General features: G+C 60.3%; 21 protein-coding genes. 17 read left to right on the top strand and 4 right to left on the bottom strand.

Annotated features, from left to right (window positions below; genetic code table 11):
- Positions 1–3 precede the first annotated feature (3 nt).
- From EOC94_RS06775 to EOC94_RS06755, 5 genes are all read left to right on the top strand, one after another.
- Positions 4–1,098 carry an alkene reductase gene (locus tag EOC94_RS06775; RefSeq protein ID WP_127289342.1) on the top strand — a complete coding sequence of 365 codons (1,095 nt, stop codon included), beginning with the start codon at positions 4–6 and terminating at the stop codon, positions 1,096–1,098.
- Positions 1,095–1,628, top strand: a complete 534-nt coding sequence (locus tag EOC94_RS06770; RefSeq protein ID WP_245465513.1) for a DUF2147 domain-containing protein — start codon at positions 1,095–1,097, stop codon at positions 1,626–1,628. Before EOC94_RS06775 ends, EOC94_RS06770 begins: the two co-directional genes overlap by 4 nt.
- Before the next feature lie 1,209 nt (positions 1,629–2,837).
- Positions 2,838–4,052 carry a glycosyltransferase family protein gene (locus EOC94_RS06765; protein ID WP_095483629.1) on the top strand — a complete coding sequence of 405 codons (1,215 nt, stop codon included), beginning with the start codon at positions 2,838–2,840 and terminating at the stop codon, positions 4,050–4,052.
- 1 nt (position 4,053) lies between these two features.
- On the top strand, positions 4,054–5,298 hold the full coding sequence (locus EOC94_RS06760; protein ID WP_095483628.1) for a glycosyltransferase: 1,245 nt from the start codon (positions 4,054–4,056) through the stop codon (positions 5,296–5,298).
- The gene (locus tag EOC94_RS06755; RefSeq protein WP_127289340.1) at positions 5,295–6,470 is read left to right on the top strand and encodes a glycosyltransferase family protein; all 1,176 of its coding nucleotides are present in this window, start codon (positions 5,295–5,297) and stop codon (positions 6,468–6,470) included. The genes EOC94_RS06760 and EOC94_RS06755 overlap by 4 nt, the downstream gene beginning before the upstream one ends.
- 111 nt (positions 6,471–6,581) lie before the next feature.
- Here EOC94_RS06755 and EOC94_RS06750 read toward each other — a convergent pair whose 3' ends face one another.
- Positions 6,582–7,253, bottom strand: coding sequence for a class I SAM-dependent methyltransferase (locus EOC94_RS06750; protein ID WP_127203924.1), 672 nt, complete (start codon positions 7,251–7,253; stop codon positions 6,582–6,584).
- 124 nt (positions 7,254–7,377) lie between these two features.
- Here EOC94_RS06750 and EOC94_RS06745 point away from each other — a divergent pair, with 124 nt between their 5' ends.
- From EOC94_RS06745 to EOC94_RS06730, 4 genes are all read left to right on the top strand, one after another.
- The gene (locus tag EOC94_RS06745) at positions 7,378–7,701 is read left to right on the top strand and encodes a hypothetical protein (protein WP_127289338.1); all 324 of its coding nucleotides are present in this window, start codon (positions 7,378–7,380) and stop codon (positions 7,699–7,701) included.
- Between the two features lie 17 nt (positions 7,702–7,718).
- Positions 7,719–10,433: an ABC transporter ATP-binding protein gene (locus EOC94_RS06740; protein WP_127289336.1), complete on the top strand. Its 2,715-nt coding sequence runs from the start codon at positions 7,719–7,721 to the stop codon at positions 10,431–10,433.
- Positions 10,434–10,624: 191 nt separating this feature from the next.
- Positions 10,625–11,074, top strand: coding sequence for a cyclic nucleotide-binding domain-containing protein (locus EOC94_RS06735; protein ID WP_095483624.1), 450 nt, complete (start codon positions 10,625–10,627; stop codon positions 11,072–11,074).
- Positions 11,075–11,195: 121 nt separating this feature from the next.
- Positions 11,196–12,050, top strand: a complete 855-nt coding sequence (locus EOC94_RS06730; RefSeq protein WP_127289334.1) for an MBL fold metallo-hydrolase — start codon at positions 11,196–11,198, stop codon at positions 12,048–12,050.
- 114 nt (positions 12,051–12,164) lie between these two features.
- On the opposite strand, the gene EOC94_RS06725 is transcribed toward EOC94_RS06730, so the two are convergent.
- On the bottom strand, positions 12,165–12,941 hold the full coding sequence (locus EOC94_RS06725; RefSeq protein ID WP_127289332.1) for a polysaccharide deacetylase family protein: 777 nt from the start codon (positions 12,939–12,941) through the stop codon (positions 12,165–12,167).
- Positions 12,938–14,026 (bottom strand): glycosyltransferase family 4 protein, encoded by a 1,089-nt coding sequence (locus tag EOC94_RS06720; RefSeq protein WP_127289330.1) that lies wholly within the window; start codon positions 14,024–14,026, stop codon positions 12,938–12,940. The genes EOC94_RS06725 and EOC94_RS06720 overlap by 4 nt, the downstream gene beginning before the upstream one ends.
- Positions 14,027–14,118: 92 nt before the next feature.
- On the opposite strand from EOC94_RS06720, the gene EOC94_RS06715 reads away from it, so the two are divergent.
- The 8 genes from EOC94_RS06715 to EOC94_RS06680 all read left to right on the top strand — a co-directional run bounded on the left by EOC94_RS06715 (position 14,119) and on the right by EOC94_RS06680 (position 24,936).
- Positions 14,119–15,279, top strand: a complete 1,161-nt coding sequence (locus EOC94_RS06715) for a DUF3095 domain-containing protein (protein WP_127289797.1) — start codon at positions 14,119–14,121, stop codon at positions 15,277–15,279.
- A gap of 114 nt (positions 15,280–15,393) precedes the next feature.
- Complete coding sequence (locus EOC94_RS06710) at positions 15,394–16,737, top strand: nucleotide sugar dehydrogenase (protein ID WP_127289328.1); 1,344 nt, start codon at positions 15,394–15,396, stop codon at positions 16,735–16,737.
- 97 nt (positions 16,738–16,834) lie between these two features.
- Entirely contained in the window at positions 16,835–18,175 is a 1,341-nt protein-coding gene (locus EOC94_RS06705) for an adenylate/guanylate cyclase domain-containing protein (protein WP_095483620.1), read from the top strand.
- Positions 18,176–18,338: 163 nt separating this feature from the next.
- A complete protein-coding gene (locus tag EOC94_RS06700; protein WP_127289326.1) occupies positions 18,339–20,234 on the top strand; it encodes an ABC transporter ATP-binding protein in 1,896 nt (631 codons plus the stop codon).
- Positions 20,231–22,129, top strand: a complete 1,899-nt coding sequence (locus EOC94_RS06695; RefSeq protein WP_126103593.1) for an ABC transporter substrate-binding protein — start codon at positions 20,231–20,233, stop codon at positions 22,127–22,129. Before EOC94_RS06700 ends, EOC94_RS06695 begins: the two co-directional genes overlap by 4 nt.
- 2 nt (positions 22,130–22,131) lie before the next feature.
- Complete coding sequence (locus EOC94_RS06690) at positions 22,132–23,130, top strand: ABC transporter permease (protein ID WP_095483617.1); 999 nt, start codon at positions 22,132–22,134, stop codon at positions 23,128–23,130.
- On the top strand, positions 23,127–24,308 hold the full coding sequence (locus tag EOC94_RS06685; RefSeq protein WP_095483616.1) for an ABC transporter permease: 1,182 nt from the start codon (positions 23,127–23,129) through the stop codon (positions 24,306–24,308). The genes EOC94_RS06690 and EOC94_RS06685 overlap by 4 nt, the downstream gene beginning before the upstream one ends.
- Before the next feature lie 148 nt (positions 24,309–24,456).
- A complete protein-coding gene (locus EOC94_RS06680; RefSeq protein ID WP_127289795.1) occupies positions 24,457–24,936 on the top strand; it encodes a class I SAM-dependent methyltransferase in 480 nt (159 codons plus the stop codon).
- A gap of 82 nt (positions 24,937–25,018) precedes the next feature.
- Here EOC94_RS06680 and EOC94_RS06675 read toward each other — a convergent pair whose 3' ends face one another.
- Complete coding sequence (locus EOC94_RS06675; RefSeq protein ID WP_127289324.1) at positions 25,019–26,434, bottom strand: adenylate/guanylate cyclase domain-containing protein; 1,416 nt, start codon at positions 26,432–26,434, stop codon at positions 25,019–25,021.
- Positions 26,435–26,470: the final 36 nt, after the last annotated feature.

Here is a 26,470-nt window from a genome sequence, read left to right as displayed (position 1 = left end):
CCTATGACAAGCAAAACGCTGTTTGAGCCCTATACTCTCGGCTCGCTGACCCTCTCCAATCGTATCGTCATGGCGCCCCTGACGCGCAATCGCGCTGGCCCAGGCTTCGTTCCAGGCGATCTCGCCGCGGAGTATTACGGCCAGCGCGCGTCGGCCGGCCTGCTGATTTCCGAGGCTACGCAGATCTCGCAGCAGGGACAGGGCTACCAGGACACGCCCGGCATCTACTCCCAGGCGCAGATCGACGGCTGGCGCAAGGTCACCGACGCCGTGCACACCAAGGGTGGCCGGATCTTCCTGCAGCTCTGGCATGTCGGCCGCGTCTCGCACGTCGACCTTCAGGAGCATGGCGCCGCGCCCGTCGCGCCCTCGGCGATCCGGGCCGCGACCAAGACGTTCGTGAACAACGGCTTCGTCGAGGTTTCGGAGCCCCGAGCGCTGGCGCTCGACGAGCTTGCGGGGATCGTCAACGATTTCCGGCAAGCAGCCGCGAACGCCATTGAGGCCGGCTTCGATGGCGTCGAGATTCACGGCGCCAACGGCTATCTGCTGGACCAATTCGCCAAGGACGGCGCCAATGTCCGCACGGATGCTTATGGCGGATCGGTCGAGAACCGCGCCCGGCTGATGCTGGACGTTACGGCTGCGGTGGTCGAGGAGATCGGCGCTGAGCGTACCGGCATCCGGATTTCGCCCATCTCGCCCGCCAACGGCGTCTCGAGCGGCGCCCCCCAGGCGCAGTTCGACTATATCGTCGATCAACTCGACGCCTTGGGCATCGTCTACATCCATGTCGTCGAGGGCGCCACGGGCGGACCGCGCGATGTCGCGCCGTTCGACTTCGGATCGCTCCGCCGGCGCTTCAACAACACCTATATCGCCAACAACGGCTATGACCTTGACCTCGCTGCGTCGCAGCTCGCCGACGGCAAGGCGGACCTGTTCGCCTTCGGGCGCCCGTTCATCGCCAATCCTGACCTTGTGGAACGGCTGAGGACGCGCGCGCCGCTGGCGGAGTTCAACCCGGCGACGCTCTATGGCGGCGGCTCCGCCGGCTATACCGACTATCCCGCGATCGCCGCCTCAAGCCACCCATGAGCCCATCGGAGCGCCGCGCCTGCGCGGCAGCCATCCCAACTCGACGGCAGCACCTTATCCTCTCGGAGAGCATCGCAATGCGTATTCTGAAACAATCTGCCGTTATCGCGCTCACCGTGGTCGCCGCGCTCGCGTCCTCGGCAGCGAGGGCGGACAATGCCTCGCCAGTCGGTTTGTGGAGGAACGTCGACGACGTCAGCGGCAAACCAAGGGCGCTGATCCGCATCACGGAAGCGAATGTGAGCTTGCAGGGCAAGATCGAGAAAGTCTTCCTAGCCCCGAACGAAAGCCCGACCTGTACGAAGTGCGAAGGCGCGCTCAAGAATGCGCCCGTCGTCGGCCTGGTGATCCTGTCCGGCCTGAAAAAGGATGGCGCCGGATTTACCGGCGGCCAAATCCTCGATCCGGATAATGGCAAAACCTATAGCAGCAAGATCTACGTGACCGATGGCGGCAAGAAGCTAAACGTGCGCGGCTACATAGGCGTGTCATTGCTGGGTCGTTCGCAGATTTGGCAGCGCCAGGAATAAGCGGCCGAGATCGACAGGGAAAGTGCTCGATCCAGAGAAAACCTCTTAGAAAGGAAAAACGGCTTAGCGAGATGCCGGAGCCAGCAGTGCGGACTGACAATGTACTGATCGAGATCGACGCGGCCAGCTCAATCTTCTGGATTCCAGATTCGCGCTCCCTCATTCCCATTCGATTGTTCAAACAGCATATAACTCATTGACAAAAAATTACGCTCTTGATTTTAAAGGGAAAATCGCCACAAAAAGATATTTTGAGATTTCGCCAACTATCGGGGCCAATCGGCCGATTTTTTTGCACCTTTCGGCGTTCGACGCAGCGCCCAAGCCGTCTCGAAAAGCACCGTCACCGCCCCAGCTAAGGCATTAGCCAGAAGCCATCGCGATCGACAAGCAACCGGTGTTGCACAGATCCTACTGCAGGCGGTGTGCTGTGAGCGCTGGCATCCACTCGATTCCTGCCGAATTTCCGGCTAGCCTGGGTGATAGATGGCTCAGTTCTGGTGGGTGATTCATAATCAGACCGCCCATCAAGAGATTGATGGGCAGCACCTTTGGTCCCCCAAGACCGAGAGCAATGGCGCGCGAAGTGAGTTCTACAACAATATGCGCCGTGCGACGCCCGGCGACCTTGTCGTTTCGTATGCCGATCAAGCAATTAGGTATATTGGCAGGATAGCGGAATTCGTCTTCACCGCTCCGAAACCAATGGAGTTCGGAGAGACCGGGGCTTATTGGAATCAAGAGGGATGGCTTCTGCCGAACTTTGGGACACCGGGTTTCCCTTCGATCCATCCCCAAGACAATAATACGGAATCTAGGCCCGCTCCTGCCGAGGCGATATTCGCCATTCCATCTAGTTTCGGGCTCAGGCAATCAGAAAGCCTATCCAACAGGCATTCCACAGAATACCTTCGAGTTGGTGATAGCTTGCGCCACTTTCGGCCGCGAGGCGCTGTCACGCGGCGGCTTGAATAGCCCGAACTTTGAGGTGATTAATGAGCTTGGACGACATTGTCGAACGTCGTATAGCGGACGACGATCAGCTTGAAGACACGATCAAAAAGAGCGGCATCCTTGGACCTCCTGGGTAGTACAAATTGAAAATTGCGGCCTCATGTTTCAAACAGGTCGGTGGATGACCCGCGAGGATGGTTTCGAAGCGGGGTCGCCTACGGTCCTCAAGGCGAGAATTCTAGAAGACGTTCAGCAATGACCCATCACGTACAAAACGCTCGAATTCTCATGTACAGCCACGACACGTTCGGGCTCGGCCACTTGCAGCGCTGCCGGACAATCGCGCATTCGCTGGTCGAGGATTTCCGCGGACTTCAGGTGCTTATCATTTCGGGTGCGACTATCGCTGGCGCCTTCGACTACCGCGCCCGTGTCGACTTCGTGAAGATCCCCAGCGTCATCAAGTTGCGCAACGGCGAATACACCTCGCTGGAAAAGGATATCGATCTGCATGAGACGCTAAGGATGCGCCAGTCGATCATCCGCCACACCGCCGAGACCTTCCGGCCGGATATCTTCATCGTCGACAAGGAACCGCTCGGCCTGCGCGGTGAGATTGAGGACACTCTGTCCTACCTCAAGACGCGGGGCACCACGCTCGTGCTTGGCCTGCGCGAGGTGATGGACGCGCCGCATCTGCTCGAAGCGGAGTGGGCACGCAAAGATGTGATGCGCAAGATAGGCCTGTTCTACGACAAGGTCTGGGCCTATGGTCCGCCGGATTTCTACGATCCGTTGACTGGCTTGGATGTGCCGCCGGCTATCAGGGCAAAGATGAGGTTCGTCGGGTTCCTGCAACGGAGCCTGCAGCGGAACGAGTTGCCCGGCCACCGGCCCGAGGGCGACTATATCCTCGTTACCACCGGTGGCGGCGGTGACGGCGCCGACCTGATCCACGACGTCATCGATGCCTATCACCAGGATCCGCAATTGCAGCATAGGGCGCTGATCGTGCTTGGGCCTTACATGCCGGCGCGCAAGCGCAACAAGCTGCTCAAGAAGGGGTGCAAGATCCCCTACATCAAGATGATCGAGTTCGACAACCGCATGGAAGACCTGATTGCCGGCGCCAAGGCGGTAGTGGCGATGGGCGGTTACAACACCTATTGCGAGATACTATCTTTCGACAAGCCGGCGCTGATCGTGCCGCGCGTCACGCCCCGCGAGGAACAACTGATCCGCGCACGGCGCGCAGCCGAACTCGGCCTTATCGAGATGCTTTTGCCGGAAGAAGCCGAGGATTCCCAGCGGTTTGCCAATGCACTGAAGGTGCTGCCGGAGCGGCCCCGCCCATCGCAGAGCAATCCGCATCTGACGCTGGAAGGGCTGCCTCATATTTCCGAAATCGTCGCGGAACTGCTCGACCGGCGGGCCGGCCATCACCTTTCGGTCATTGAAGGCATGAACTGAGTTGCAACATCGCAAGATCGTCGTGGTTCTGAAGGGCTATCCACGGCTGTCGGAAACCTTCATCGCGCAGGAACTGCTCGGTCTGGAGCGTGCGGGGTTCGACCTGATACTCGTCGCGCTCAGGCGGCCGACCGACTCAAAACGCCACCCCGTGCATGACGAGATCAAAGCGCTCGTCCACTATCTGCCGGAATATCTGCATGAAGAGCCGCTGCGCGTGGTTCGCTCGCTGTTTGCCTGTATGCTGTGGCCGGGCTTCTGGCGCGCGCTCGGATCGCTGGCTAGCGATATCCCCCGCGACTTTACGCGCAATCGCGCGCGCCGCTTCGGGCAAGCGCTCGTGCTGGCGGCCGAATGGCCGGAAGGCGCGGGCTGGCTGCATGCACATTTCGCGCATACGCCGGCATCGGTGACGCGCTATGCCAGCCAGCTTCGTGGACTGCCCTGGAGCTGCTCGGCCCATGCCAAGGACATCTGGACTTCGGCGGACTGGGATCTGGCCGGCAAGCTTTCCTCGGCGCGCTGGACAGTCACTTGCACGAAAACCGGCTTCGACCGTCTGAAAAAACTCGCTAACGGCAGCTCCTCTGTGCATCTGAGCTATCATGGGCTCGACCTTGATCGCTTCGGCAGTTTCGGCGAGGCGCGAAAACAGCATGATGGCTCGGCGCCGGACGAACCGGTTATCGTTTTGAGTGTCGGGCGCGCCGTTGAAAAGAAAGGTTACGATACGTTGCTGGAGGCCCTCGCCCTGTTGCCTGGTGATTTGGCGTGGCGTTTCGAGCATATCGGCGGTGGCGAGGAACTGGAACGGCTCAAGGCGCTGGCGCAAAAGCTCGGACTGGATGGTCGCGTCTCTTGGAAAGGCGCGCTTGCGCAGGAGGAGGTGCTCGAGCACTACCGAGGCGCCGACATCTTCGCCCTGGCCTGCAGGATCACCGCAAATGGCGACCGGGACGGTCTGCCGAATGTTCTGGTGGAGGCGGCCAGCCAGAGGCTTGCCTGCGTGTCGACCGATATTTCCGGCGTGCCGGAGCTTTTATCGCCGGATGAAACCGGGCTGCTGGTTCCGACGGAAAACCCAATTGCCCTGGCACAGGCGCTGGAGCGCCTGATCCGTGATCCCGTGCTGCGCGCCCGCCTCGGCGAGGCCGCAGAGCGGCGCGTGCGCGGCAATTTCGATCATATGGCAAGCATTGGACAGCTCAAGGAACTGTTCGAGCGGGAGTGGCGGGCCGCCGAATGAAGCGGCTGCGCGCTTTCTTCTATGTCCAGCACCTGCTCGGCATCGGCCATCTCGCGCGCGCCAGCCGCATTGCGGCGGCTCTGGTCGATGACGGGTTTGACGTAACCGTCGTGACCGGCGGGGCGCCGATCGCGGGGTTTCCGGGACGGGGTGTAAAATCTGTAACCCTGCCACCTGTCACCTCCGGTGATGAAGGATTTTCCGGACTCGTCGACCTGCAGGGCAAACCCATCGATGATGATTTCAAGAAATGGCGTTCGGAGCTGCTGCTGCAGGCATTCCGGGATTGCAGGCCTGATATTGTCATTGTCGAGGCGTTTCCATTTGGACGCCGGCAGATGCGTTTCGAACTCTTGCCGCTGATCGAGGCCATCGACGCGACGTCGCCCAGACCGCTGCTGGCGACGTCCGTCCGTGATATCCTTCAGGAGCGCGTCAAGCCGGGCCGAAACGAGGAAACGGTCGATCTCATCAACAGGCATTTCGACCTTGTCATGGTCCACGGCGATCCGGCTTTCGCAACCATCGACAAGACATTTCCACTGGCTGGGGCGATCAGGACCGAGGTCACCTACACAGGGCTCGTTGCCGCGCCGCCATCGCCCGCGACCTCCGAGCGCTTCGACGTTCTGGTGTCGGTTGGCGGCGGGGCTGCCGGAAAGAGCCTTGTCAGCTCCACCATCGCAGCGGCGCGGAATGCTAACAACGGTTGGAAATGGTGTTTGATCACCGGCCCAAACCTGCCGAAAGACGAGTTTGACGCGATCGCACACGATGCCACGCCGGGCCTGTCCATCTTCCGGTTCCGCGAGGATTTCGCCAGCCTGCTGACCGGCGCCCGCCTGTCAGCCTCGCAGGCGGGTTACAACACGGTCTGCGATGTCCTGCGCGCGGGTTGTCGCTCCCTGCTCGTTCCATTTGCAGCCGGCGGGGAAACCGAACAGACGGTTCGCGCCCTGATGCTCGAAGAACTCGGTCTTGCAACGGTGCTGATGGAAAATGACCTGACGCCTGAAGGTTTGGCGCAAGCGATCGAACAGGCGCTTGTGGGACCGACGCCATCCGCGCATCGTCTCGATCTGGAAGGCGCGCGTCACTCGGCGCAAATCCTGCGTGAGCGGTATCGAACCCTGGTCCCTAAAAGTGAGGCCCGGTTTCGGAAAAGTATATGATCAAACAGACGATGGATTCTAACGCGCGTCTGGCGAGGTTCGTGCGACGCGCTTCAAGTCCTTGTTTTTATCCACGTCGTTGTCCCAAAACCGCTACGCGGGCGAAATGCATTAAACAGTTCCAATCAGCATGAAGCGCGTATAATTTTTTGTCGGTAGTTCGCCGGAGAACCGCACCTCCCGTAGCGCCGCCATTGCTTCGAAGGCTGCAAGTGAGGCCACGCAGTTGATGTGCGTTGGCTCGCTGAAATAATCGTTCGATTGCAGCAGCACATTCATGCCCCGCGGAAGCAGAGCAAGCCAGGCGCGCAGGTCGGCTATGTGTTCACAGCTCGTATTGACCGTCAGGTCGGGCCGCCCGGCCGCATAGTCGAGTGCGTACATATCTGCCGTCAGCGCCCGGAACCGGTCGCCTGCTTCCCGGTTGAGGGTCCGGGCGACCGGAGCGACCTCGGGATCGATGTCGATGCTATCGACCGCCGCGATGTCGAAGCGGGCGTCGTTGAAAAGCATTGCCGGCAATATGCCGTACCATCCACCCAGAACCCATATGCGCTCGAACCGGCCGCCGCAGCTTTCGAACAGCCTATCAAGCGCCCACATCTTGCAGGCGACCTGCTTGTGGTTGAAGGCGTTGGCGATATCGGCCTTCGGATGCTTGGTAACGACGCGCGCCAGCCCTGCCACGAGAGGGCAGTTGACATAGGCAGCAATTCCCCGCGTGAGGTCCAAGGCTTGCTCGTGCCAGTCCATGCCGGCATTGCGTGGTTGCGTGACATCCATCATATTCGCCTTGTATGTTGGGATTTCGGGCGACACAACGCAATCTTGCCTCGCGCAAGGCTGTTGATTCGCGGATGTGATTATGCTGCAAGCTGCTTCGCCATTGCCCGGTGCCGGAGAGAGCATGTTGCATCTGTCCGGAGCAGCGGCGTCCATCTGGCAGCACCAGCCGCGCAGCCGGGGCCTCGTGCCGCTCGGCTATTCGCCAAAACCCTACGGAAGCCGCGAACCGTTCGGCCAGCTGCAGTCTTCGCGGATCGCCAATTCCCACGTCGTTGTCATCGACCATGCGCCGGAACTGGATCGCGCCGCCTCGCAGGTTCCGTCCATCGTTGAGCGCAGGACAATCTCCGTGCACTGCAGCTTCGAGCTTGCCGCTGGCGACGAAGAAATCGCCGATATGCTATTCGCCAGCAGGTGCTTTTACATCCTGCATCTTTCCAACTGAAGGGTCCACAGCCGCATATGGAACCCAGCCTAGCCCGCTATATCTGGACGCACACCAAGAAGCAGCAACTCTGGATATTGATGATCGTCGTGCTTTCGATGATCCCGTATTTCATGTCCTTCGACCTGCCGAAACTGATCGTCAACGGCCCGATCCAAGGTGGCGGCTTCGAGCAACCGGGCGCGACCCAGCCATTCATGAGGCTACACTATAACTTGCCGTTCATTGGAGAGGTCCAGTTCTTCTCCGGTTTTCAGCTCGACCGCAAGGAGACGCTGTTTGCCCTGAGCGTTGTGTTTCTCTTGCTAGTCATCATCAACGGCCTGTTCAAACTCTACATCAACACCTACAAGGGCCGCCTCGGCGAACGCATGCTGCGGCGTATCCGTTTCGATCTGGTCGATCGTGTGCTGCGGTTTCCGCCGGTTTACTTCAAGCGGGTGAAATCCGCCGAAGTGGCGACCATGGTGAAGGACGAGGTGGAGCCGCTGGGCGGCTTCATCGGCGATGCCTTCGTGCAGCCGGTGCTGCTCGGCGGCCAGGCGCTGACGGCCATGCTGTTCATCATGGTTCAGAACGTCTGGCTCGGCATGATAGCGGCTGTGATCGTGGGGATCCAGATCGTGCTTATCCCGCGAATGCGGCGGCGGCTGATCGTGCTCGGGCGCGAGCGGCAGTTGACGGCGCGCGCGCTTTCGGGCCGGGTTGGCGAAATCGTCGACGGCATCGGCGCGGTTCACGTCCACGATACATCAAACTACGAGCGCGCCGACATAGCTGCCCGGCTCGGGCTCATCTTTAAGATCCGCTTCGATCTTTACCAATGGAAATTCATGGTGAAGTTCCTCAACAATTTTCTCGCGCAGGTCACGCCCTTTTTGTTCTACATGATCGGCGGGTACCTGGTCATCCAGGGCCGGTTGGACGTCGGCCAGCTCGTGGCCGTGATCGGCGCCTACAAGGACCTGCCCGGACCGATGAAGGAACTGATCGATTGGGATCAGGCGCGGCAGGATGTCCAGGTCAAATATCAGCAGGTCGTTGAACAGTTTACCGCCGAGGGTCTCATTGCGCCGACAATCGGGGCATTGACGATCGACGATCCCGCTCCGATGACCAACCCCCTGTCGGCCATCAATCTGTCCATGGCAGACGATGGCGGTGCAATGCTCCTCGATCGTATCTCCCTCCAGGTCAGGCCGGGTGAGACGGTGGCGCTGGTCAGCACCACAACAGGTGGAGCGGAGGCGCTTGCAGAAGCCTTCGCGCGGCTGAATCGGCCGGACAGCGGAAGGGTCGCTTCGGGCGCCGACGACCTGCTTGAACTCCCCGAAGCAGTGACCGGCCGGCGCATGTCCTATGCCTCGTCGGATGTTTTCCTGTTCCAGGCAAGCCTCCGCGATAACCTGCTCTACGGGTTGAAGCACGCGCCGCTGACATCGGTGACTTATGAGGGTGCTGCGGCAGACCAGCGCCGCTGGAACATCGACGAGGCGCGTCGGTCGGGCAATCCGGAGCTTGATATCCACAGCGACTGGATCAACTATGCTTCCGCTGGCGCTACCGGCCCGCACGACCTCTTTGAAGCCGTGCGCCGGGTGCTCGACGCGGTTGTTCTGTCGCGCGACATTCTGGATCTTGGCTTGCGCTCTTCGGCCGACCTCACGCGTCACACGGAGCTTGCCAGGCGGATCGTCGAACTGCGTGCGGCGCTGCGAACCCGGCTGGAACACGAAGGGCTGAGCGGACTGGTGGCTCCTTTCGAACCGGGCGCGTACAACAAGGAAGCAACGATCGGCCAAAACCTGCTCTTCGGCGCTGCCGCCGGCCCCGAACTGGCCGACAGGGCTCTGGCGGCCAATCCCTATTTTGCTTCTGTGCTGAAGCAAGCCGGCCTCGACCGCACGTTCTACGAAATGGGCATGGAGATCGCCGAACAGGCGATCGAGCTGTTCGCCGACCTGCCGCCCGATCACCAGTTCTTCCAGCAGCTCGCCTTCATGAGCGCCGAGGAGATACCCGCCTACGAAAGCTTGCTGCAACGGCTCAAAAACCGTCCCTACGAGGCGGTTTCGGAGAACGACCGCGCCATGATCATCACCTTGAGCTTTAACTATATCGAGCCCCGGCACCGCTTCGGCCTGCTGAGCGACGAGCTCATGAGCAAGATCGTCGCTGCACGCAACCAGTTCTATGAAAACCTGCCGCCCGAGCTGCAAAATGCAGTCGAACGATATGATCCTGCCAAATACATTGCCGCGGCTACCGTCATGGACAATGTCCTGTTCGGGCGTGTGGGCACCAACCATCCCGACGCGCCGGACCGTATACGGTCTATCGTCTATGACATCCTTGACGAACTGGGGCTTTATGACGAACTTCTGGATGTCGGCCTGGACTTCAACGTCGGCTCCGGTGGCAGGCGGCTGACCGGTGGACAGCGACAGAAGCTCGATGTTGCCCGGGCCCTGATCAAGCGTCCCGATTTTCTCATTCTCAACCGGCCGCTGTCGGCGCTCGACCAGCGCATGCAGGATAAGGTGCTGCGAAACGTGCTCGAGGAAGCCAGACGCGACGGCCATTCGCCGGCAATTGTGTGGGTCGTGACGAATCCGGCAATGGCGATGATGTTCGATCGCGTTGTCGTCTTCGACTCGGGTCGTTTGGTGGAAGACGGAACACACGAGACACTTTTGGCAGGGAACGGTATCTTCAAGGAACTGCTGTCATAGAGCTTTGGACATTCCGATGGGATCATTCTGCCGGTGGGAACTTGTTGCAAGGTCAAGGGATTGAGGTTTGCACCTGATCCGGGCTCGCTACCATTCGCGTGGTTCGTCTCGCCATCCCGGAAACAGAATTGATTCCATCTGGGCGTCCGTTGGTCTAGTCTGGCAAACGCGAATTGGGAAGGTTTGCGACAATGCTGCTCAAGGATGAAGTTGGAATGCTGCAACGCGTTCCCTTGTTCGCTGCCATCGAGCCGACAAAGCTCAAGCTGCTTGCGTTCACATCCGATCGTGTGAGCTACAGCGCCGGCCAGATCCTTTTCCGGCAGGGCGACGAGGGAGACGCCGCCTATGTCATCCTTTCAGGCAGGGCGGATATTCTGGTCGATTCCGACAGCGGACCGATAAAAGTTGCCGAACTGGAGTCAAATTCGATTGTTGGCGAGATCGCCATATTGTGCAACAGCTCCCGCACTGCCACCGTCAGAGCGGCAAGTCCGCTGGAAGTCTTGAGAATCCGTAAGGATCATTTCCTGAGGCTTATGAGGGAGTTCCCGGAAATGACCATCGAGATATTGCGGGTTCTTGCCGATCGCCTAAGCCATACGACCGCGGATCTGATCGACGCACGAAGCGCCAAATAACGAAGACGTGCACTCAATTCTCGCCGTCGTGATGGCATTGTCCTCTTGCTGAGAAGGTCGCCCGGAGAAAGCCTGTCTCGCATAGCAGCAGTTGTTTGGCTAAGATGGGCGAAGGGGTAGCATGGACGACGACGTTTTCCTGGTCAGGTTTTGGGGTGTGCGCGGCAGCATTTCGGTATCAGGACCAGAATTCTCTCGCTATGGCGGCAACACAATCTGCATTGAGATGCGATGCGGTAAGCATACGCTTCTGTTCGACGCGGGCTCTGGCCTACGGCCTGCCGGCGGGGCGCTTCAGGCGTTGGCCGTGACCGATTTCGACCTGCTTTTCACCCATTGCCACTACGATCACATCATCGGGTTGCCTTCTTTTGCGCCGATCTATGACCGGAGCGCCAAGGTTACGCTTTGGTCCGGGCATCTTGCAGGACACATGACGACCCGGCAGATGGTCGATGAGTTCATGCGGCCGCCGTGGTTTCCGGTGAAATTGGAGATCTGCAAGGCAAGCCTCGACTATCGCGATTTCGTATCCGGAGACGTGCTTCGGCCGCGCGAAGGGGTGGTGGTCCGAACCGGCAGTCTTATCCATCCGGGCGGCTGCATAGGCTACCGAGTCGAATGGGGCGGCCGCGTCGTGGCGGTGATCACAGACACTGAGCACGAGCCGGACAAACTCGATCAGGCGGTGCTCGCCCTGATCGAAGATGCCGACCTCGTCATTTACGATTGCACCTACACCGAGGAGGAAATGGAACGCCGCCGCGGTTATGGGCACTCGACATGGCAACAGGGCGTCAAGCTCTGTGAGGCGGCCGGTGCGCGGGGGCTTGCGCTGTTTCACCATGATCCGACGCGGACCGACGAGGAACTGGACGAGATCGAGAAACTGGCCAAAGACAGGTTTACCGGCGCTTTTGCCGCGCGGGATGGCCAGACGCTCAAATTTCCAGTCTCATTGCGCAAAAAGCGCTGAGCTATTTTCCTCTAGAGCGGTTCACCGTTTCACAGAAACGGCGAACCGCTCTATCTCTTTGTTTTGACGCAATTCCCAAGGGAAAGCGCTACGCGCTTTTCCCGGGAAAACCGCTCACACTTTTCCTGGAATTGCTCTAGCAGCGCTGCGCCCGATCAATGTCCTGATCGGAAGCCATGCGCAGGCTTCAGTCTGTGCGGTGACTGTGAACAGCCGTTCGAGGAAGAGCCAGGCCGATTCATCATGCACGAGATGGTGGGTGAGCAGGCCGACCGGTTCGCCGCCGTCGATTGCATGCTGCAATTGCGCGATGATAGCCTGAACCAATAGGCCATGATCGCGGCAGCCGCGCGTGCCATGCCAATCCATGATGTCGACATTGCTGTTGATGACTGCAAGTGAAGCCGGCCTCGGCGGCCCATAGACCGACAATGCCGAAAATCCTATCGATCCAAGGTCGGATACCAAGCCGGCGTCGATCCTGTTCCAAGGTGGCACCAGCATCGGAACGGCACGTGCGCGGTGCAGTTCGGTTACGTGCGTCAGCCCGCGAGCCAGATCATCGAGCACCGCCTCGCGTGGCCGATGCGCGCCGAGTTCCTGCTTTTTCTGGTGCTCGGGCGCATGATTTCGGTGCGCCCAGCCATGGATGGCGACCGTGGCATGCGGCGCCTCGCCAAGCCGGACGACAAGCTTCTCATCAGTCAGGGCCGGAATGACGGCCAGAGTGACCGGAACCGCGAATTTACCGGTAAGGTCGAGCAGCCGATCAAGCGCAGGCGTCGGATCCACGGCGTCGTCGTCGCGCAGCCAGAACTCTGCCTTACGGTCCGCCCGTTGCAGGCACGCCAGTTCTTCCACCAAGGGCTGCCAGACCTGATCGGATGTCATGAAACCGGGATCTTCGCAAGAAGTTTGGCCAGGCGCGCCGCTGCAACACCGAGGGAACGTTCTTCGAGGATGAAACGCCTGGCTTCCGCGGCCATGATGGTTCTTTCGTCGTTGCCGGCCAGAAGCCTTTCAATGGCAGAAGCGAACGCCGCCACATCGCCCGGCGGGGTGAGAAACCCGGTCTGGCCATCCCGCACGACCTCCGGCACGCCGGCGATGTCCTGAGCCACCACCGGAAGGCCGGCGGCCTGCGCTTCAAGATAGGCAACGCCATAGGCCTCGCCATAACCCGGCCAGACGTAAACTCCCCCACGGTAGAGGACATCCGGCACGGCGGCTGGCTCAATCGCGCCAAGCCATTCGATACGGTCGGCGGGCAAGCCGGCGAATTGCGCTTTGACCTCGTCACGGGCAGGGCCATCCCCGACGACCGACATGGTCCAGGGCAGGTGGCCGATCGGACCGAGCGCCTGCGCCAGCATGCGATAGCTTTCGACTTTGTCGCCCGGGCGCATCATGGCGACGGTAACGAGGCGCGTCGGACAACCCCGTGCCTGCAGTTCCCGGAATACCGATGTGTCGATGAAGGGCGAAAGCATGCCGAGAGCGGCGTCGGGAATCGCATCTGTCAGTCCCTGACGATCCCTTTGCGTGAAGCAAATGTTCAGCGCTGCCTGTTCGACGGCTCGCGCCACCAACGCTTGCGTATCGGCCCACAAGCCGGTGTTGCGCCGCCTCGAATAGGAGGCTTCCGCTGTCACATAGGGGATAGCAAAGGCCGACGCCAGCTCGGGCCCGATCAGGTCGGGCGCCTTGTAATAGAGATGATAGGAGAACCAGAGATCGGGCTTGCCGTCACGATCCCAAAGCTTGGTCAGCCGCGCGGTCTCCTCTCGGGCCTCGGTCTTGAGCGCATCGAAACTCTTCGACTCCGGTTCGCGTAGATACAAGCGCAATTCGGATGCCAGTTCGACGCTATGCCCACCATGCTCCAGCGCCTTGACCAGCATCCGTGCCATCTGGCGGTCGCCGGAGGCAACGGGATGATTGGGTGACTTCAGCGGCGCGTAGAAAGCAATTCGCATCGCCGGACCCTATCATCGGAAAGCCTGCGCAAGTCAATTTCGAACCATGATCGACTTCACCTTCAAGCACTGGAATGTGCTATCTGATGCTCATGGAAACAGCTGCCGCGTCCGACCCGTTTGTCGCTTCTTTGCCGGTCTTCGCAAGGTTCGAAAGCGTTGCCGATATCGATAACTATCGGCCTCTCCCCGATGGCTGGGCGCTGGCCACCGCAGACATCGTCGGCTCGACCAAGGCGATCGAGGCGGGGCGCTATAAAACCGTCAATATGGCCGGTGCCAGCGTCATTTCGGCGCTGCTCAATGCGCTGGGTAGGCAAGATCTTCCCTTTGTCTTCGGCGGCGACGGCGCGCTCGTGGCGTTTCCTGGCTCGGCGCTGGAGATCGTCCGCAACGCGCTGGCGGCTGTCCAGAGATGGGTGGCGGACGAACTGGATCTGACCTTGCGTGCCGCAATCGTGCCGATAAAGGATATAAGAGCGCAAGGCCTCGACGTTCGCGTGGCGAGGTTCCAGGCCTCCGAAGCGGTCTTCTATGCCATGTTCGCCGGAGGTGGCGGCAGTTGGGCGGAAGCCGAGATGAAAGCCGGGCGCTACCGCATCGATCCTGCGCCGGCCGGCGCGCGGCCGGATCTGACCGGCCTCTCCTGCCGCTGGAACCCGATCGAAGCCCGGCATGGCGAAATCGTCTCGATCATAGCCGTACCGGGGGCGTTGCGCGACCTGCGCGGTTTTCAGTTTCTGGCTTCCGACATCATCGCCCTTGCCGGCAGGCAGGAACGCGATGGCCACCCGGTGCCGGTGAACGGGCCGAGCTACAGTTTTCTGCCCGCCGGCCTCGATATCGAGGCGCGGGCCATGGCACCCGCAGGATGGCGGTGGCTATCGAAGCTGTGGGTAGTGTTCCTGATGACGCTTACGGCTGTTACGGATAGATATGGCTGGACGATCGGCAGTTTCGATCCGAAGATCTACAAACGCGACGTGGCCAGCAATTCGGATTTCCGGAAGTTCGACGACGGCTTGAAGATGACCATCGACGTTGACGCGGATGTGATGCAACGGATCGAGAACCGGCTTAAACAGGCGGAAGAGGCGGGCATCTGCAACTATGGCCTGCACCGCCAGAAATCGGCCTTGATGACATGCCTCGTCGCATCGCCGCTGCAGCGCGATCACGTTCATTTCATCGATGGCGCCGCCGGCGGCTATGCGATTGCTGCCGCAAGCCTGAAGGCGAAGGTGCCGGTCTGATGACGGCTTGCGGAAACCGATTTTCCGCAATATGCCTCGGCAATGGTTCTTGGGACCATGGTGCGCCTCGCCATGGGCGCGGACAGCCTGTCCGAATTGACGGGAAGCAGATTTTTGGACGCCTCACGATCGACATATGACCGTCTTCTGAACCGGATTTCGACGCGTGCCGCGCAAGTCGGCGTGATCGGACTGGGCTATGTCGGGTTGCCGCTGGCGGTTGCGATCGCACGCGCCGGATTCCCGGTTTCCGGCTTCGACGTCGAAGCCCAGAAGGTCGAGAGCCTGAACAACGGCCAGTCCTATATTGAGGCGGTGACGTCCACAGCCCTTGCCAGCGAGGTGGCGATCGGACGGTTCCGCGCCACTGCGGATTTTGCCGAACTGGCCGTCTGCGATGTCATCATCATCTGCGTTCCGACACCGCTGACGAAACACCGAGAGCCGGACCTCTCCTTTGTCCGGAACACGGCAGGCACCATCGCGAAGCATTTACGTCTCGGCCAGCTGATCGTGCTGGAATCGACCACCTATCCTGGCACCACCGACGACGTGATCAAGCCCATACTGGAAAAGACCGGCTTGCTTTCGAAGATAGACTTCTTCCTCGGCTTCTCGCCCGAGCGCGAGGATCCCGGCAACCGCAGCTTTGAAGTCGCGACGATCCCCAAGGTCGTGGCAGGTGACGGCATTGAAGCGGCGACGCTCGTGCAGGCTTTCTACCAGGGCGTGGTCAAGACCGTCGTTCCGGTTTCCACCACGGCGACCGCCGAGGCGGTCAAGCTGACGGAAAACATCTTCCGCTCGGTCAACATAGCCCTCGTCAACGAGTTGAAGGTCGTGCTCGGTGCGATGGGCATCGACATCTGGGAGGTGATCGAGGCGGCAAAGACCAAGCCCTTCGGCTACATGCCTTTCTATCCTGGCCCTGGACTTGGCGGGCACTGCGTTCCGATCGATCCCTTCTACCTGACGTGGAAGGCGCGCGAATACGAACTGCCGACCCGCTTCATCGAGCTGGCCGCAGAGATCAACACGGCTATGCCGCGTCATGTCGTCGATGAACTGGCGAAGGCGCTGGACCGGCGCCACGGCAAGGCGCTCAGCCGCTCGCGCATTCTCATCATCGGGCTCGCCTATAAGAAGAATGTGCCCGACATCCGCGAAAGCCCCTCATTGCGGCTCATTGAACTCATCGAGGAATGGGGCGGCAAGGCGGAATTCCACGATCCGCATGTTACCGAAATCCCGACCACACGGGAGCATATGGCGATCAAGGGGCGTCGCTCGGTCGACTTGACCGAGGCGGCCTTGAAGGATTTCGACGCTGTCGTCGTTGCAACCGACCACGACGCGATCGACTATCAGGCGATCGCTGATCACGCTCCTCTGATCGTCGACACACGCAATGTTTTTGGCCGCCTCGGGCTAGCCCGAGAGACGGTGGTGAAGGCCTGATGGCGTCCGAGCCGGCGAATTTTTTGCCCGCTGTCAGGATCGTGATTGCATCCCGCCGGCAGCCTCGCCACATGAGGCCCAAGAGTTCGGAGACAGCATGAGCACAGCGCAAGCAGAAATTTCTGCCATTCTCATGGATAAGGTTGCCGATTGGCTGACCCAATCGGCGCTGGCGGGCGACGACCTGGAAACATTGGTAAAGGGCTTTTGTGAACGGCTGGCTGCTGCCGGCCTGCCGTTGAAGCGGGTGCATTTGAGCTTTTCGATGCTTCATCCGCTTTATGACGCGCTTGGCTTCACCTGGCTCCGCGGCCAGGGCCTGGAAGTGGAAGGCTTCCGCAAGGAGGACGGCGTTCATTCTGACAGATTCCTGACCAGCCCATACTATCATCTGCTCAGCAACAAGCTCGACCATCTGCGGCGCCGGCTCGACCCGTCAGTGTCGTCGGAATTTCCTGTTTTCGATGACCTCAGGCTTATGGGCGTCACCGATTACATGGCTTTCGTGCATCCCTTCAGCGGCAATACCAGTCAGGGCATGCTGGGATCTTGGTCCACCGACAGTGCTGCAGGCTTCAGCGACAGCATGATTTCGGCGCTGCTGCGCATCCAGAACCATCTCGCCATCGCAACCAAGATGGCGGTGCTCACCAAGCTCGCCGACAACATGATGACCACTTATCTCGGCGGCGACGCCGGCAGGCGCGTGCTGGACGGCCAGATCAAGCGCGGCGAGGGCGATACAATCCGGGCCGCACTGGTCATGGCCGATATGCGCGGGTCGTCAAGGCTTGCCGAAACCTCCGGCCGCGAAATCTATATCGATACGCTGAACCAGTTTTTCGACGCCGTTGCCGCACCTTTCAATCGCAGCGGCGGGCAGATCATGAGTTTCATAGGTGATGGCTTCATTGCCGTCTACCCTTGCGAAAGGCATCGCTCGCAGTCCGAGATCGCTTGCCAGGCTGCTCTTGCGGCAGCGCACAAGGCTAGCGCGCGCATAATGGATCTCAATCTGCGCAGAAAGGAGCAGGGGTTAGGCGACATAAAGTTTGGTATCGGCCTGCATGTCGGCAATGTGATGTTTGGCAATGTCGGGCTTACAGACCGGCTCACATTCTCTGTCTTCGGCTCGGCTGTAAACGAGGTCCAGCGCCTCCAGACCCTGACCAAGAAACATCCGCACAGCGTTCTCGCCAGCAAAGACTTCGCCAGCTATTGCGGCGCCAACAGCTGGCTGACGCTCGGCAAGGAGGAACTGGCGGGCATCAAGCAGAAGCTGACGGTGCTTTCACCCGATCTGTCGGGTGCTCTCGCGCTCGATGAAGACGGTGCGCTGGAGCCGATTTACGACCGAATATCGGACGCCGAGCAGGTCATGCTGCTTCATCGCGATGCCGCGCGGCTGTCGGCGGCCGACCCGAGGAAGCTCCAGTAACCGCCGCGATCTGATCCGAACGCCTTGGTATGCAGTCCGGTCGCCGGTTCCGCCAGGGAACTGGCGACCGTTTCGAATCCAAGTTGCTCTAGGCTGGCAATACGCTAGTCTCGCTTTTTGGGCCTGCCGCCTGGCAGGCCGCCAGAGTGGGGCTGGTCTGAGAATGAATTCGGGTGTTGATCTGCTGCGGATCGAGGATGTTGGCATCTCTTTTGCCATTATCGGGGGACCCTTGCATGCCGTCAGGCGTGCAAATCTTCGCGTCCTGCCCGGCAAGGTTACCGCGCTTGTGGGCGAGTCCGGTTCCGGAAAATCGGTTCTCAGCCAGGCAGTGATGGGCATTTTGCCGAACACAGCCCATGTTCGCGGCCGTATCCTGTTTTCCGATCCTGAAAAGCCCGGCACGACGCAGGATATCCTGCAGATGCCGCGTGACGGACCCGAAATCCGGGCGTTGAGAGGCAGCCGCATCGGCAAGATCTTTCAGGAGCCGATGACATCACTGTCGCCGCTGCACACGATCGGCAATCAGGTCAGCGAATCCCTGCAGATTCATACGCCCATGGCTCGGGTGGAGCGCAAGGCGCGGACCGAGAAAATGCTCGGCCTTGTCGGCTTTCCCAACCCCAAGCGCGCCTATGACATGTATCCCTTTGAACTTTCGGGAGGATTGCGTCAACGCGCCATGATCGCCATGGCGCTTATCTGCCGGCCCGCCCTGTTGATCGCCGACGAGCCGACGACGGCGTTGGACGTCACCATCCAGGCGCAAATCCTGCAATTGCTGCGCGAGCTTCAGACGAAGCTGAACATGGCGATGCTGCTGATCACGCACGACCTTGGCGTGGTCGCCAATGTCGCCGACGAGGTGGTGGTCATGTACCATGGCGAGATCATGGAAGCGGGACCTGTGGAGGCGATATTCCGCCGGCCAGGCCACCCTTACCTGAAGGGCCTGATGGCAGCCGTTCCGCATTTCGACCTGAAGCCTGGCGAAAGGCTAAAGGCGCTCCGCGAGGTGCCGGTGAATGTCGGGAACCTGCTCGGCAAGCAGACGGCGCCGGCATCGAAGGGGCCGGACGACATCCTGCTGTCGGTCAGGGATCTGACAAAGACCTTCACCATCCGCAAGTCCGGATGGTTCGGCGGAGATCATCAAGCCTCTGTTCGCGCCGTGGACGGCGTGAGCTTCGATATCAGGCGGGGTGAGTGCCTGGGTCTTGTCGGCGAAAGCGGCTGCGGCAAAACCACCGTCAGCAAGATCCTCATGCGGGCTGTCACCCCTAGCGGCGGCTCTGTGATCTTCAACGGCCGCGATGGTCCGATCGACGTCTTGGAAGCCGAGGGAGACGCCCTGCGCATGCTGCGCGCGAAAATCCAGATGGTCTTCCAGGATCCGGTTTCGTCGCTTTCACCTCGTATGACGGTGGAGAACATCTTGAGCGAGCCGCTGGAAATCCATCAACGTGGCAATGCCGCGTCCCGACTCGCCACGGTCAAGAGTCTGATGCAGGCAATCGGGCTAGATCCGCGCTTCATCAAGCGTTATCCGCACAGTTTCTCCGGCGGGCAGCGTCAGCGTATCGGCATCGCGCGCGCGTTGGCGCTGGGGCCTGAACTCCTGATCTGCGACGAGCCGGTTTCGGCACTCGATGTCTCTGTCCAGGCGCAAATCCTGAACCTTCTGAAGGACCTGCAGACGGAACTGGGCCTGACCTACCTGTTCATATCCCACAACCTGGCGGTGGTGGACTACATGGCAGACCGCATCGCGGTGATGTGCGGCGGGCGTATCGTCGAGCTCGCGCCGCGCGAAATTCTGCTTAGGAAACCGGTCCACCCCTACACGCGCTCACTAGTAGCTGCAGTACCTTTCCCCGATCTCGACAGGCCGATGGATTTCAAGACGCTGCAGCTCGGCGGCGCTTCCGACACCAGCGCATGGGGACCGCAATTCCGCGACGAAGGCGACGAGGGTATGCTGTCGCCGCTCGACCTTGGCGGCGGCCACCTCGTGCTGGCCCGGCGTACGGCCGATGTCAGCGAGTTACGCCATTGATCAGCCGGCGCACCGTCCTTGGACTCATGGCTTCGGCATTTCTGCCGGGCACGTCGCGCGCCGGCGATCTGGAGCCGGAATTTCTTCAGCCGCGGCTGAAGGCCAGGGCGCTGCCGGCACTCGCCGAACGCTTGCCCAAGAGCCCGCGCGCGTTGAACCTCGCCGCGATGGGCCGGCAGCCCGGCCAGTATGGCGGCACGCTACGCACGATCATCGGCAGCCAGAAAGATATCCGGATGATGACGATCTACGGATATGCTCGCCTGGTCGGCTATGACGAAAAGCTTAACTTGCAACCCGACATTCTCGAAAGTTTCGACGTAGCGGATGATCGCGTCTTCACTTTCAAGATTCGGGAAGGGCATAAATGGTCTGACGGTAGCCTGCTGACGCCGGAGGATTTTCGCTATTGCTGGGAAGATGTCTGGCTGAATGATGAGCTTTCGCAGGGCGGGCTTGCCCCGACCCTGCTGGCGGACGGCAGGCCGCCACGCTTCGAGATCGTCGATCCGTTGACGGTCCGCTATAGTTGGAATGCGCCCAATCCCGACTTCCTGCCCAAGCTCGCTGCTGCTTCGCCGCTATCGCTTGTTCTGCCGGCCGCCTATCTCAAGCAGTTCCACAAGAAATACCAGGATCCATTCCGGCTCGCCGGCCTGATGAAGGAGAACCGGGCCAAGAAATGGACGCTCCTGCATATCCGCATGTCGCGGCAGTATCGCCCGGAGAACCCGGAACTGCCGACGCTCGATCCCTGGCAGAACCGGACCAAACCGCCGGCCGAGCAATTCGTCTTCGAGCGCAACCCGTTCTTTCATCGAATGGACGAGAATGGCCGGCAACTGCCCTATGTTGACCGGATCGTCATGAATGTCAGCTCGTCGGCGATCATCTCGGCCAAGACCGGTGCGGGCGAGAGCGACCTGCAATGCATGGGAATTGACTTCAGCGATTACTCCTTCCTGAAGGACGCGGAGAAGCGCTACCCGGTGAAGATGCATCTCTGGAAACGCACACAGGGTTCGCGGCTGGCGCTGCTGCCCAATCTGAATTGTTCCGACCAGGTGTGGCGTGGCCTTTTTCGTGACGTGCGCGTGCGCCGTGCCCTTTCGCTCGCTGTGGACAGGCGCGAGATCAATATGGCTGTGTTCTACGGATTGGCACAGGAAAGTGCCGATACGGTCCTGCCGGAGAGCCCGCTCTACCGGCCGGAATTCGCGAAAGCCTGGGTCGCCCATGATCCAGATCAGGCCAACGCCCTGCTCGACGAGGTCGGGCTTCAGACGCGTGACGATGACGGCCTGCGGATACTTCCCGATGGACGCCCTGCGCAGATCATAGTGGAAACGGCCGGCGAAAGCACGCTGGAAACCGACGCGCTCGAACTCATCACCGATCACTGGCGCAAGATCGGCATCGCCCTGTTCATCCGGACTTCGCAGCGCGATATCTTCCGCAGCCGCGCGCTTGGCGGCCAGGTCATGATGTCGATGTGGTCGGGCATCGACAATGGCGTGCCGACCGCCGACATGAACCCGTACCAGCTGGCCCCCACCATCGACGACCAGCTGCAATGGCCGCTCTGGGGTGCCCACTACTTGTCTCATGGCAAGGTCGGTGAGGCGCCCGATCTTCCGCCTGTGGTCGAGTTGATGGCTTTACTCAAGCGCTGGAACGCATCTACCGAAGCCACGGAGCGCGCCGAAATCTGGAACTCGATGCTGTCGATCTACACCGATCAGGTGTTTTCCATCGGCACCGTGAACGGAACGCATCAGCCGGTTCTGGCGTCCTCGCGGCTGCGCAATCTGCCTGACAAGGCTCTCTACGGCTACGACCCGACCGCCTATTTCGGTGTCTACATGCCGGATACATTCTGGCTTGGAGACTCCTGAGCGTGCTTCGATATCTTGTCTGGCGCATTGCCGTGATGGTTCCAACGCTGCTGGTCATATCGGCACTGGTGTTCACGATCATCGAACTTCCACCAGGCGACTATTTCGACAGCTATGTTGCCGAGCTTCGGGCTCAGGGCGAAGCGGTGGATTCCGACCGCATCGAGATGATGCGCGAGGAATATGGTTTCGACCAGCCACCGCTCATTCGCTACTTCTACTGGGTCGGCGGGATGCTACACGGCGATTTCGGCTATTCCTTCGAATATGAGCTGCCGGTTCGCGATGTCGTCGGGGACCGAATGTGGCTCACGGTGCTGGTTTCCTTCGTCACGATCATCTTCACCTGGCTCATCGCCTTTCCGATCGGCATGTACTCCGCCACGCATCAATACAGCTGGGGCGACTACGGCCTGACTTTCTTCGGCCTTCTCGGCCTTGCGATTCCGAACTTCATGCTGGCGCTGATCCTGATGTATTTCGCCAACATCTGGTTCGGCACATCCATCGGCCATCTCATGGACCAGCAATATCTCGGCGAGCCGATGAGCTGGGCCAAGGCGAAGTCGATCCTCGCCCATCTCTGGATTCCGGTTTTGATCATCGGCACCGGAGGCACGGCAAGCATGATCCGGCGGCTGCGCGCCAATCTTCTCGACGAGCTACACAAGCAATATGTCGTGACCGCGCGCGCCAAAGGACTTCATCCGTTCAAGGCGCTGGTCAAATATCCGCTGCGCATGGCGCTCAATTTCTTCATTTCCGACATCGGCTCTATCCTGCCGGCCATCATCTCCGGCGCCGAAATCACCGCGATAGTGCTGTCTTTGGAAACGACCGGGCCGATGCTGATCAAGGCGCTGCAAAGCCAGGACATGTATCTGGCAGGGTCGTTCCTCATGTTCCTCGCCTTCCTGACGGTCATCGGTGTCCTGATTTCCGACCTAGCGCTGGCGCTGCTTGATCCACGAATTCGTTTGCAGGGCGGCAGCACCAAATGAACACGCATTCGCCCCTGCCCGCTCCGGGTGCTCCACTGCAGCACTATGTTTCCACCGCGCCCTTTGACCTGCAGTCGGTCGAGGCGATGACGCCGGAGCAGTCGAAAGTCTTTCAGGCGTCGCAGTTGCGGCTGATGTGGTGGAAATTCCGGAAGCACCGGCTTGCCGTTATATCAGGCATATTCCTGGCGGCGCTTTATTTCGGGATACTGATCTGCGAGTTCCTGGCGCCCTACAATCTGCACACGCGCAACATGGACTACATCTATTCGCCGCCGCAGCGGGTGCACCTGTTCCACGACGGCCAGTTCGTCGGTCCGTTCGTCTATGGCCGCCAGATGACGCTGGATATGGACACGCTCAAGCGGAACTACATCGAGAAAAAGGATGATGTTCAGCGGATCCGTTTCTTCTGCAAGGGCGACAGTTATCAGTTCTGGGGCTTGATCGAAGGTGACAGGCATTTTGTCTGCCCTGCCGAAAACGGCCAGCTCTTTCTAGCCGGCACTGACAGGCTGGGGCGCGATGTGCTCTCGCGCATGATCTATGGCGCACGCATTTCACTGACAATCGGCCTCGTCGGCATCAGTTTCAGCTTCCTGCTCGGCATTGTCATCGGCGGACTGGCCGGCTATCACGGCGGTATCTTCGACCTGATCGTTCAACGGATAATCGAAGTTCTGCAATCGATCCCCAGCATTCCGCTGTGGCTGGCTCTGGCGGCGATCATGCCGATAACCTGGAGTCCGATCCTGATCTATTTCGGCATCACCGTCATCCTCGGGCTGCTCGACTGGACCGGACTGGCGCGCGCCGTGCGTTCAAAGCTTCTAGCCTTGCGCGAGGAGGATTACGTTCTGGCCGCGCAATTGATGGGCGCCAGAAGCAGCCGCATCATCGGGCGGCATCTCATTCCCGGCTTCATGTCGCATCTGATCGCGACGGCGACGATCTCCATACCCGGCATGATCCTGGGCGAGACGGCGCTAAGCTTCCTCGGGCTCGGTCTGAGGGCCCCGATAACCAGCTGGGGCATCCTGCTCACCGAGGCGCGCAGCGTCAGCGTCATCGCTTTCTATCCATGGCTGCTTTTGCCGATGCTCCCCGTCATTCTCGTCATCATGGCGTTCAACTTCCTCGGCGACGGCTTGCGGGACGCCGCGGATCCCTACAAGTGAGATCGCTGTTCCGCCGCGCGGCCCTGCCGACGACCCCACCCGGTATGACGCTTGTCGGCGGCCGGTTGGCTTATTGCAGGGTTTGTCGTTCGCCTCTATATGCGACAAGCCTCGATCGGGGCTGCTGGTTCAGGACATAAAATCGCATATGAGTCGCCTTGATAATTTCATCAGCAGGATGACCGCACAGCGCGACATTCTCAATCAAATCTGCCCCGAGGTGGCGAAGATGGAGGGGCTTGTGCTCGAGCTCGGCCTCGGCAATGGCCGGACGTTCCACCATCTGCGCGAGCGCCTGCCCGGGCGCCGGATCGTGGTGTTCGACCGCGAAGTTGGCGCACACGCCAGCTCAATTCCCGAAGCTGAAAACCTCGTGCTCGGCGAAATACGCGAGACGGCCCGCAAGTTCATTGGCATCGACGCCGCTCTTGTTCATGCCGACATCGGCACCGGCTATGACGATCGCGATGCAGTGACCGCTACCTGGCTTCCCGATCTGATTGCGCGCCTGCTTCGCGTCGACGGCTTCGCGGTCAGTGGCACGCCGCTCGATCACCCGCTGCTGCAACGCCTCCCGCCGCCGACTTCGGAGCCCGCCGATCGTTATTTCCTCTGCAGGCGCGTCTGAGGGGCCGAGACGACCCAAATCTTCAGGGGCCAAATCTTCAGGGGCCAAGTCTTCAGGGGCCAAGTCTTCAGGGGCCAAGTCTTCAGGGGATCGTATAGACTGCTATCTCGCGCTCAATGCCGCGCAGCGAGACCTCGTGGGGCACGGGCGTCAGCGCGTTCCTGTGCAACAGATCGGCGGTGAGATTGTCGTCGACCACCGCACGAGTGGCGAAGATCGCCTGTGCGTTGGCAAGGTTCTGAACCCGTGAAGCAATGTTGACCGTCTGGCCGAAATAGTCCTGTCGCTCGTTCATGGACACGGCGATGCAGGGGCCGGCATGGACTCCGATCTTGAGCAGCAGATCCTCGCGCCCGCTCTTGTCGTTGAGCTCACGCATGGCATCGCGCATCCTGAGGGCCGCGGCAATCGCACGATCAGGCGTCGCGAAGGTCGCCATCACCGCATCACCGATCGTCTTCACCACCGCGCCTGCCTCCGCCGCGACGATCTCATGCAGAACCTGGAAATGCTCGCGCACGAGATCGAAGGCTGAAAGATCGCCCACCCGCTCGTAAAGCTCGGTCGATCCGCGCAGGTCGGTGAACAGGAAGGTCAGGCTGGTGATTTTCAGGCGCTGGTTGATGTCGAGCGTATCCGTGCGATAGAGATCGCGAAAAGTCTGGTTGGTGAGCAGGCGCTTGGCGGTCAGGAAGGGCCGGCGTTTGCCCAGGAAATCATGCAATTCCTGGCCGGCGATGAAGACCGTCGGCAGCACGCGGGCATCGGTCCTGTTCTCCAGCGAAATGCGCAACGGGCCGGGTTGCATCTCCAGCGTCTGGTTCTGGACATGGTCGCGGTCGAACACCAAAGAGAGGCTTCGGCGCTCTTTTGTTGGTTCGCCCTTCCCGTCGATGAACTGCACTGAATGGGTGACCGGCTCGAAGACGATGACGAATTCAGACGGAAGCTGTATGGGCAGAACCGCCTTTTCACCAGGGGCAAGCTCGATATCCTCCAGCGAGAATGCTTCCATCTTCTTCGCGAAATCCTCTTCCGGCAGATCGACGCCGGACGCCCAGTAGATCTGGCGAAAATATTCCATCAACGGCAATTCGTGTGGATTGTGAGCGGCAATCCTGCGCACGCGGGGGCTGACGGTGAATGTCACCTCGACCATCTCGTCGAGGGTCGGCGAATAGCCCTCGGAGCATAGCGCGCAGGTGTATTCGTCCTTCTGCAGGGTTTTCAGCGTGGCGTTGGTGTCGAGCACGCCGCCACAGCCAGGGCACAGAACATTCCAGGAAATGTCGAAGATGCCCACCCGCGCCGCATGGAGAAAGGCGCTTATGGCGCGCTCCTCGTCGAGGCCATGCTTGCTGGCGAAGGCTGGCACATTGATGCGGCAAAGCTCGCGGTCCTTGCCCTCCGCGATGGTTCGACTGATCGCGTCGATTGCCTGGGGATCGACATCGGTCGATTGCCGCAGAAGCGAGAACAGATCCTGAGCTTCGTTCATCGTGCAGGCTCCGGGAAATGCACCCTAGAGGCGTGT

Source organism: Mesorhizobium sp. M6A.T.Ce.TU.016.01.1.1 (assembly GCF_003997065.1).
Classification (GTDB): Bacteria; Pseudomonadota; Alphaproteobacteria; order Rhizobiales; family Rhizobiaceae; genus Mesorhizobium; species Mesorhizobium mediterraneum.
Note: the sequence above shows the minus strand (reverse complement) of the source record. Positions and strands in the feature narration are given on the sequence as shown.

What these genes read in the sequence shown, in the direction of transcription:
- EOC94_RS06775 (WP_127289342.1), top strand. Translation starts at nt 4, where the DNA reads ATGACAAGCAAAACGCTGTTTGAGCCCTATACTCTCGGCTCGCTGACC.
- EOC94_RS06770 (WP_245465513.1), top strand. Translation starts at nt 1,095, where the DNA reads ATGAGCCCATCGGAGCGCCGCGCCTGCGCGGCAGCCATCCCAACTCGA.
- EOC94_RS06765 (WP_095483629.1), top strand. Translation starts at nt 2,838, where the DNA reads ATGACCCATCACGTACAAAACGCTCGAATTCTCATGTACAGCCACGAC.
- EOC94_RS06755 (WP_127289340.1), top strand. Translation starts at nt 5,295, where the DNA reads ATGAAGCGGCTGCGCGCTTTCTTCTATGTCCAGCACCTGCTCGGCATC.
- EOC94_RS06750 (WP_127203924.1), bottom strand. Translation starts at nt 7,253, where the DNA reads ATGGATGTCACGCAACCACGCAATGCCGGCATGGACTGGCACGAGCAA.
- EOC94_RS06745 (WP_127289338.1), top strand. Translation starts at nt 7,378, where the DNA reads ATGTTGCATCTGTCCGGAGCAGCGGCGTCCATCTGGCAGCACCAGCCG.
- EOC94_RS06740 (WP_127289336.1), top strand. Translation starts at nt 7,719, where the DNA reads ATGGAACCCAGCCTAGCCCGCTATATCTGGACGCACACCAAGAAGCAG.
- EOC94_RS06735 (WP_095483624.1), top strand. Translation starts at nt 10,625, where the DNA reads ATGCTGCTCAAGGATGAAGTTGGAATGCTGCAACGCGTTCCCTTGTTC.
- EOC94_RS06730 (WP_127289334.1), top strand. Translation starts at nt 11,196, where the DNA reads ATGGACGACGACGTTTTCCTGGTCAGGTTTTGGGGTGTGCGCGGCAGC.
- EOC94_RS06725 (WP_127289332.1), bottom strand. Translation starts at nt 12,941, where the DNA reads ATGACATCCGATCAGGTCTGGCAGCCCTTGGTGGAAGAACTGGCGTGC.
- EOC94_RS06720 (WP_127289330.1), bottom strand. Translation starts at nt 14,026, where the DNA reads ATGCGAATTGCTTTCTACGCGCCGCTGAAGTCACCCAATCATCCCGTT.
- EOC94_RS06715 (WP_127289797.1), top strand. Translation starts at nt 14,119, where the DNA reads ATGGAAACAGCTGCCGCGTCCGACCCGTTTGTCGCTTCTTTGCCGGTC.
- EOC94_RS06705 (WP_095483620.1), top strand. Translation starts at nt 16,835, where the DNA reads ATGAGCACAGCGCAAGCAGAAATTTCTGCCATTCTCATGGATAAGGTT.
- EOC94_RS06700 (WP_127289326.1), top strand. Translation starts at nt 18,339, where the DNA reads ATGAATTCGGGTGTTGATCTGCTGCGGATCGAGGATGTTGGCATCTCT.
- EOC94_RS06685 (WP_095483616.1), top strand. Translation starts at nt 23,127, where the DNA reads ATGAACACGCATTCGCCCCTGCCCGCTCCGGGTGCTCCACTGCAGCAC.
- EOC94_RS06680 (WP_127289795.1), top strand. Translation starts at nt 24,457, where the DNA reads ATGAGTCGCCTTGATAATTTCATCAGCAGGATGACCGCACAGCGCGAC.
- EOC94_RS06675 (WP_127289324.1), bottom strand. Translation starts at nt 26,434, where the DNA reads ATGAACGAAGCTCAGGATCTGTTCTCGCTTCTGCGGCAATCGACCGAT.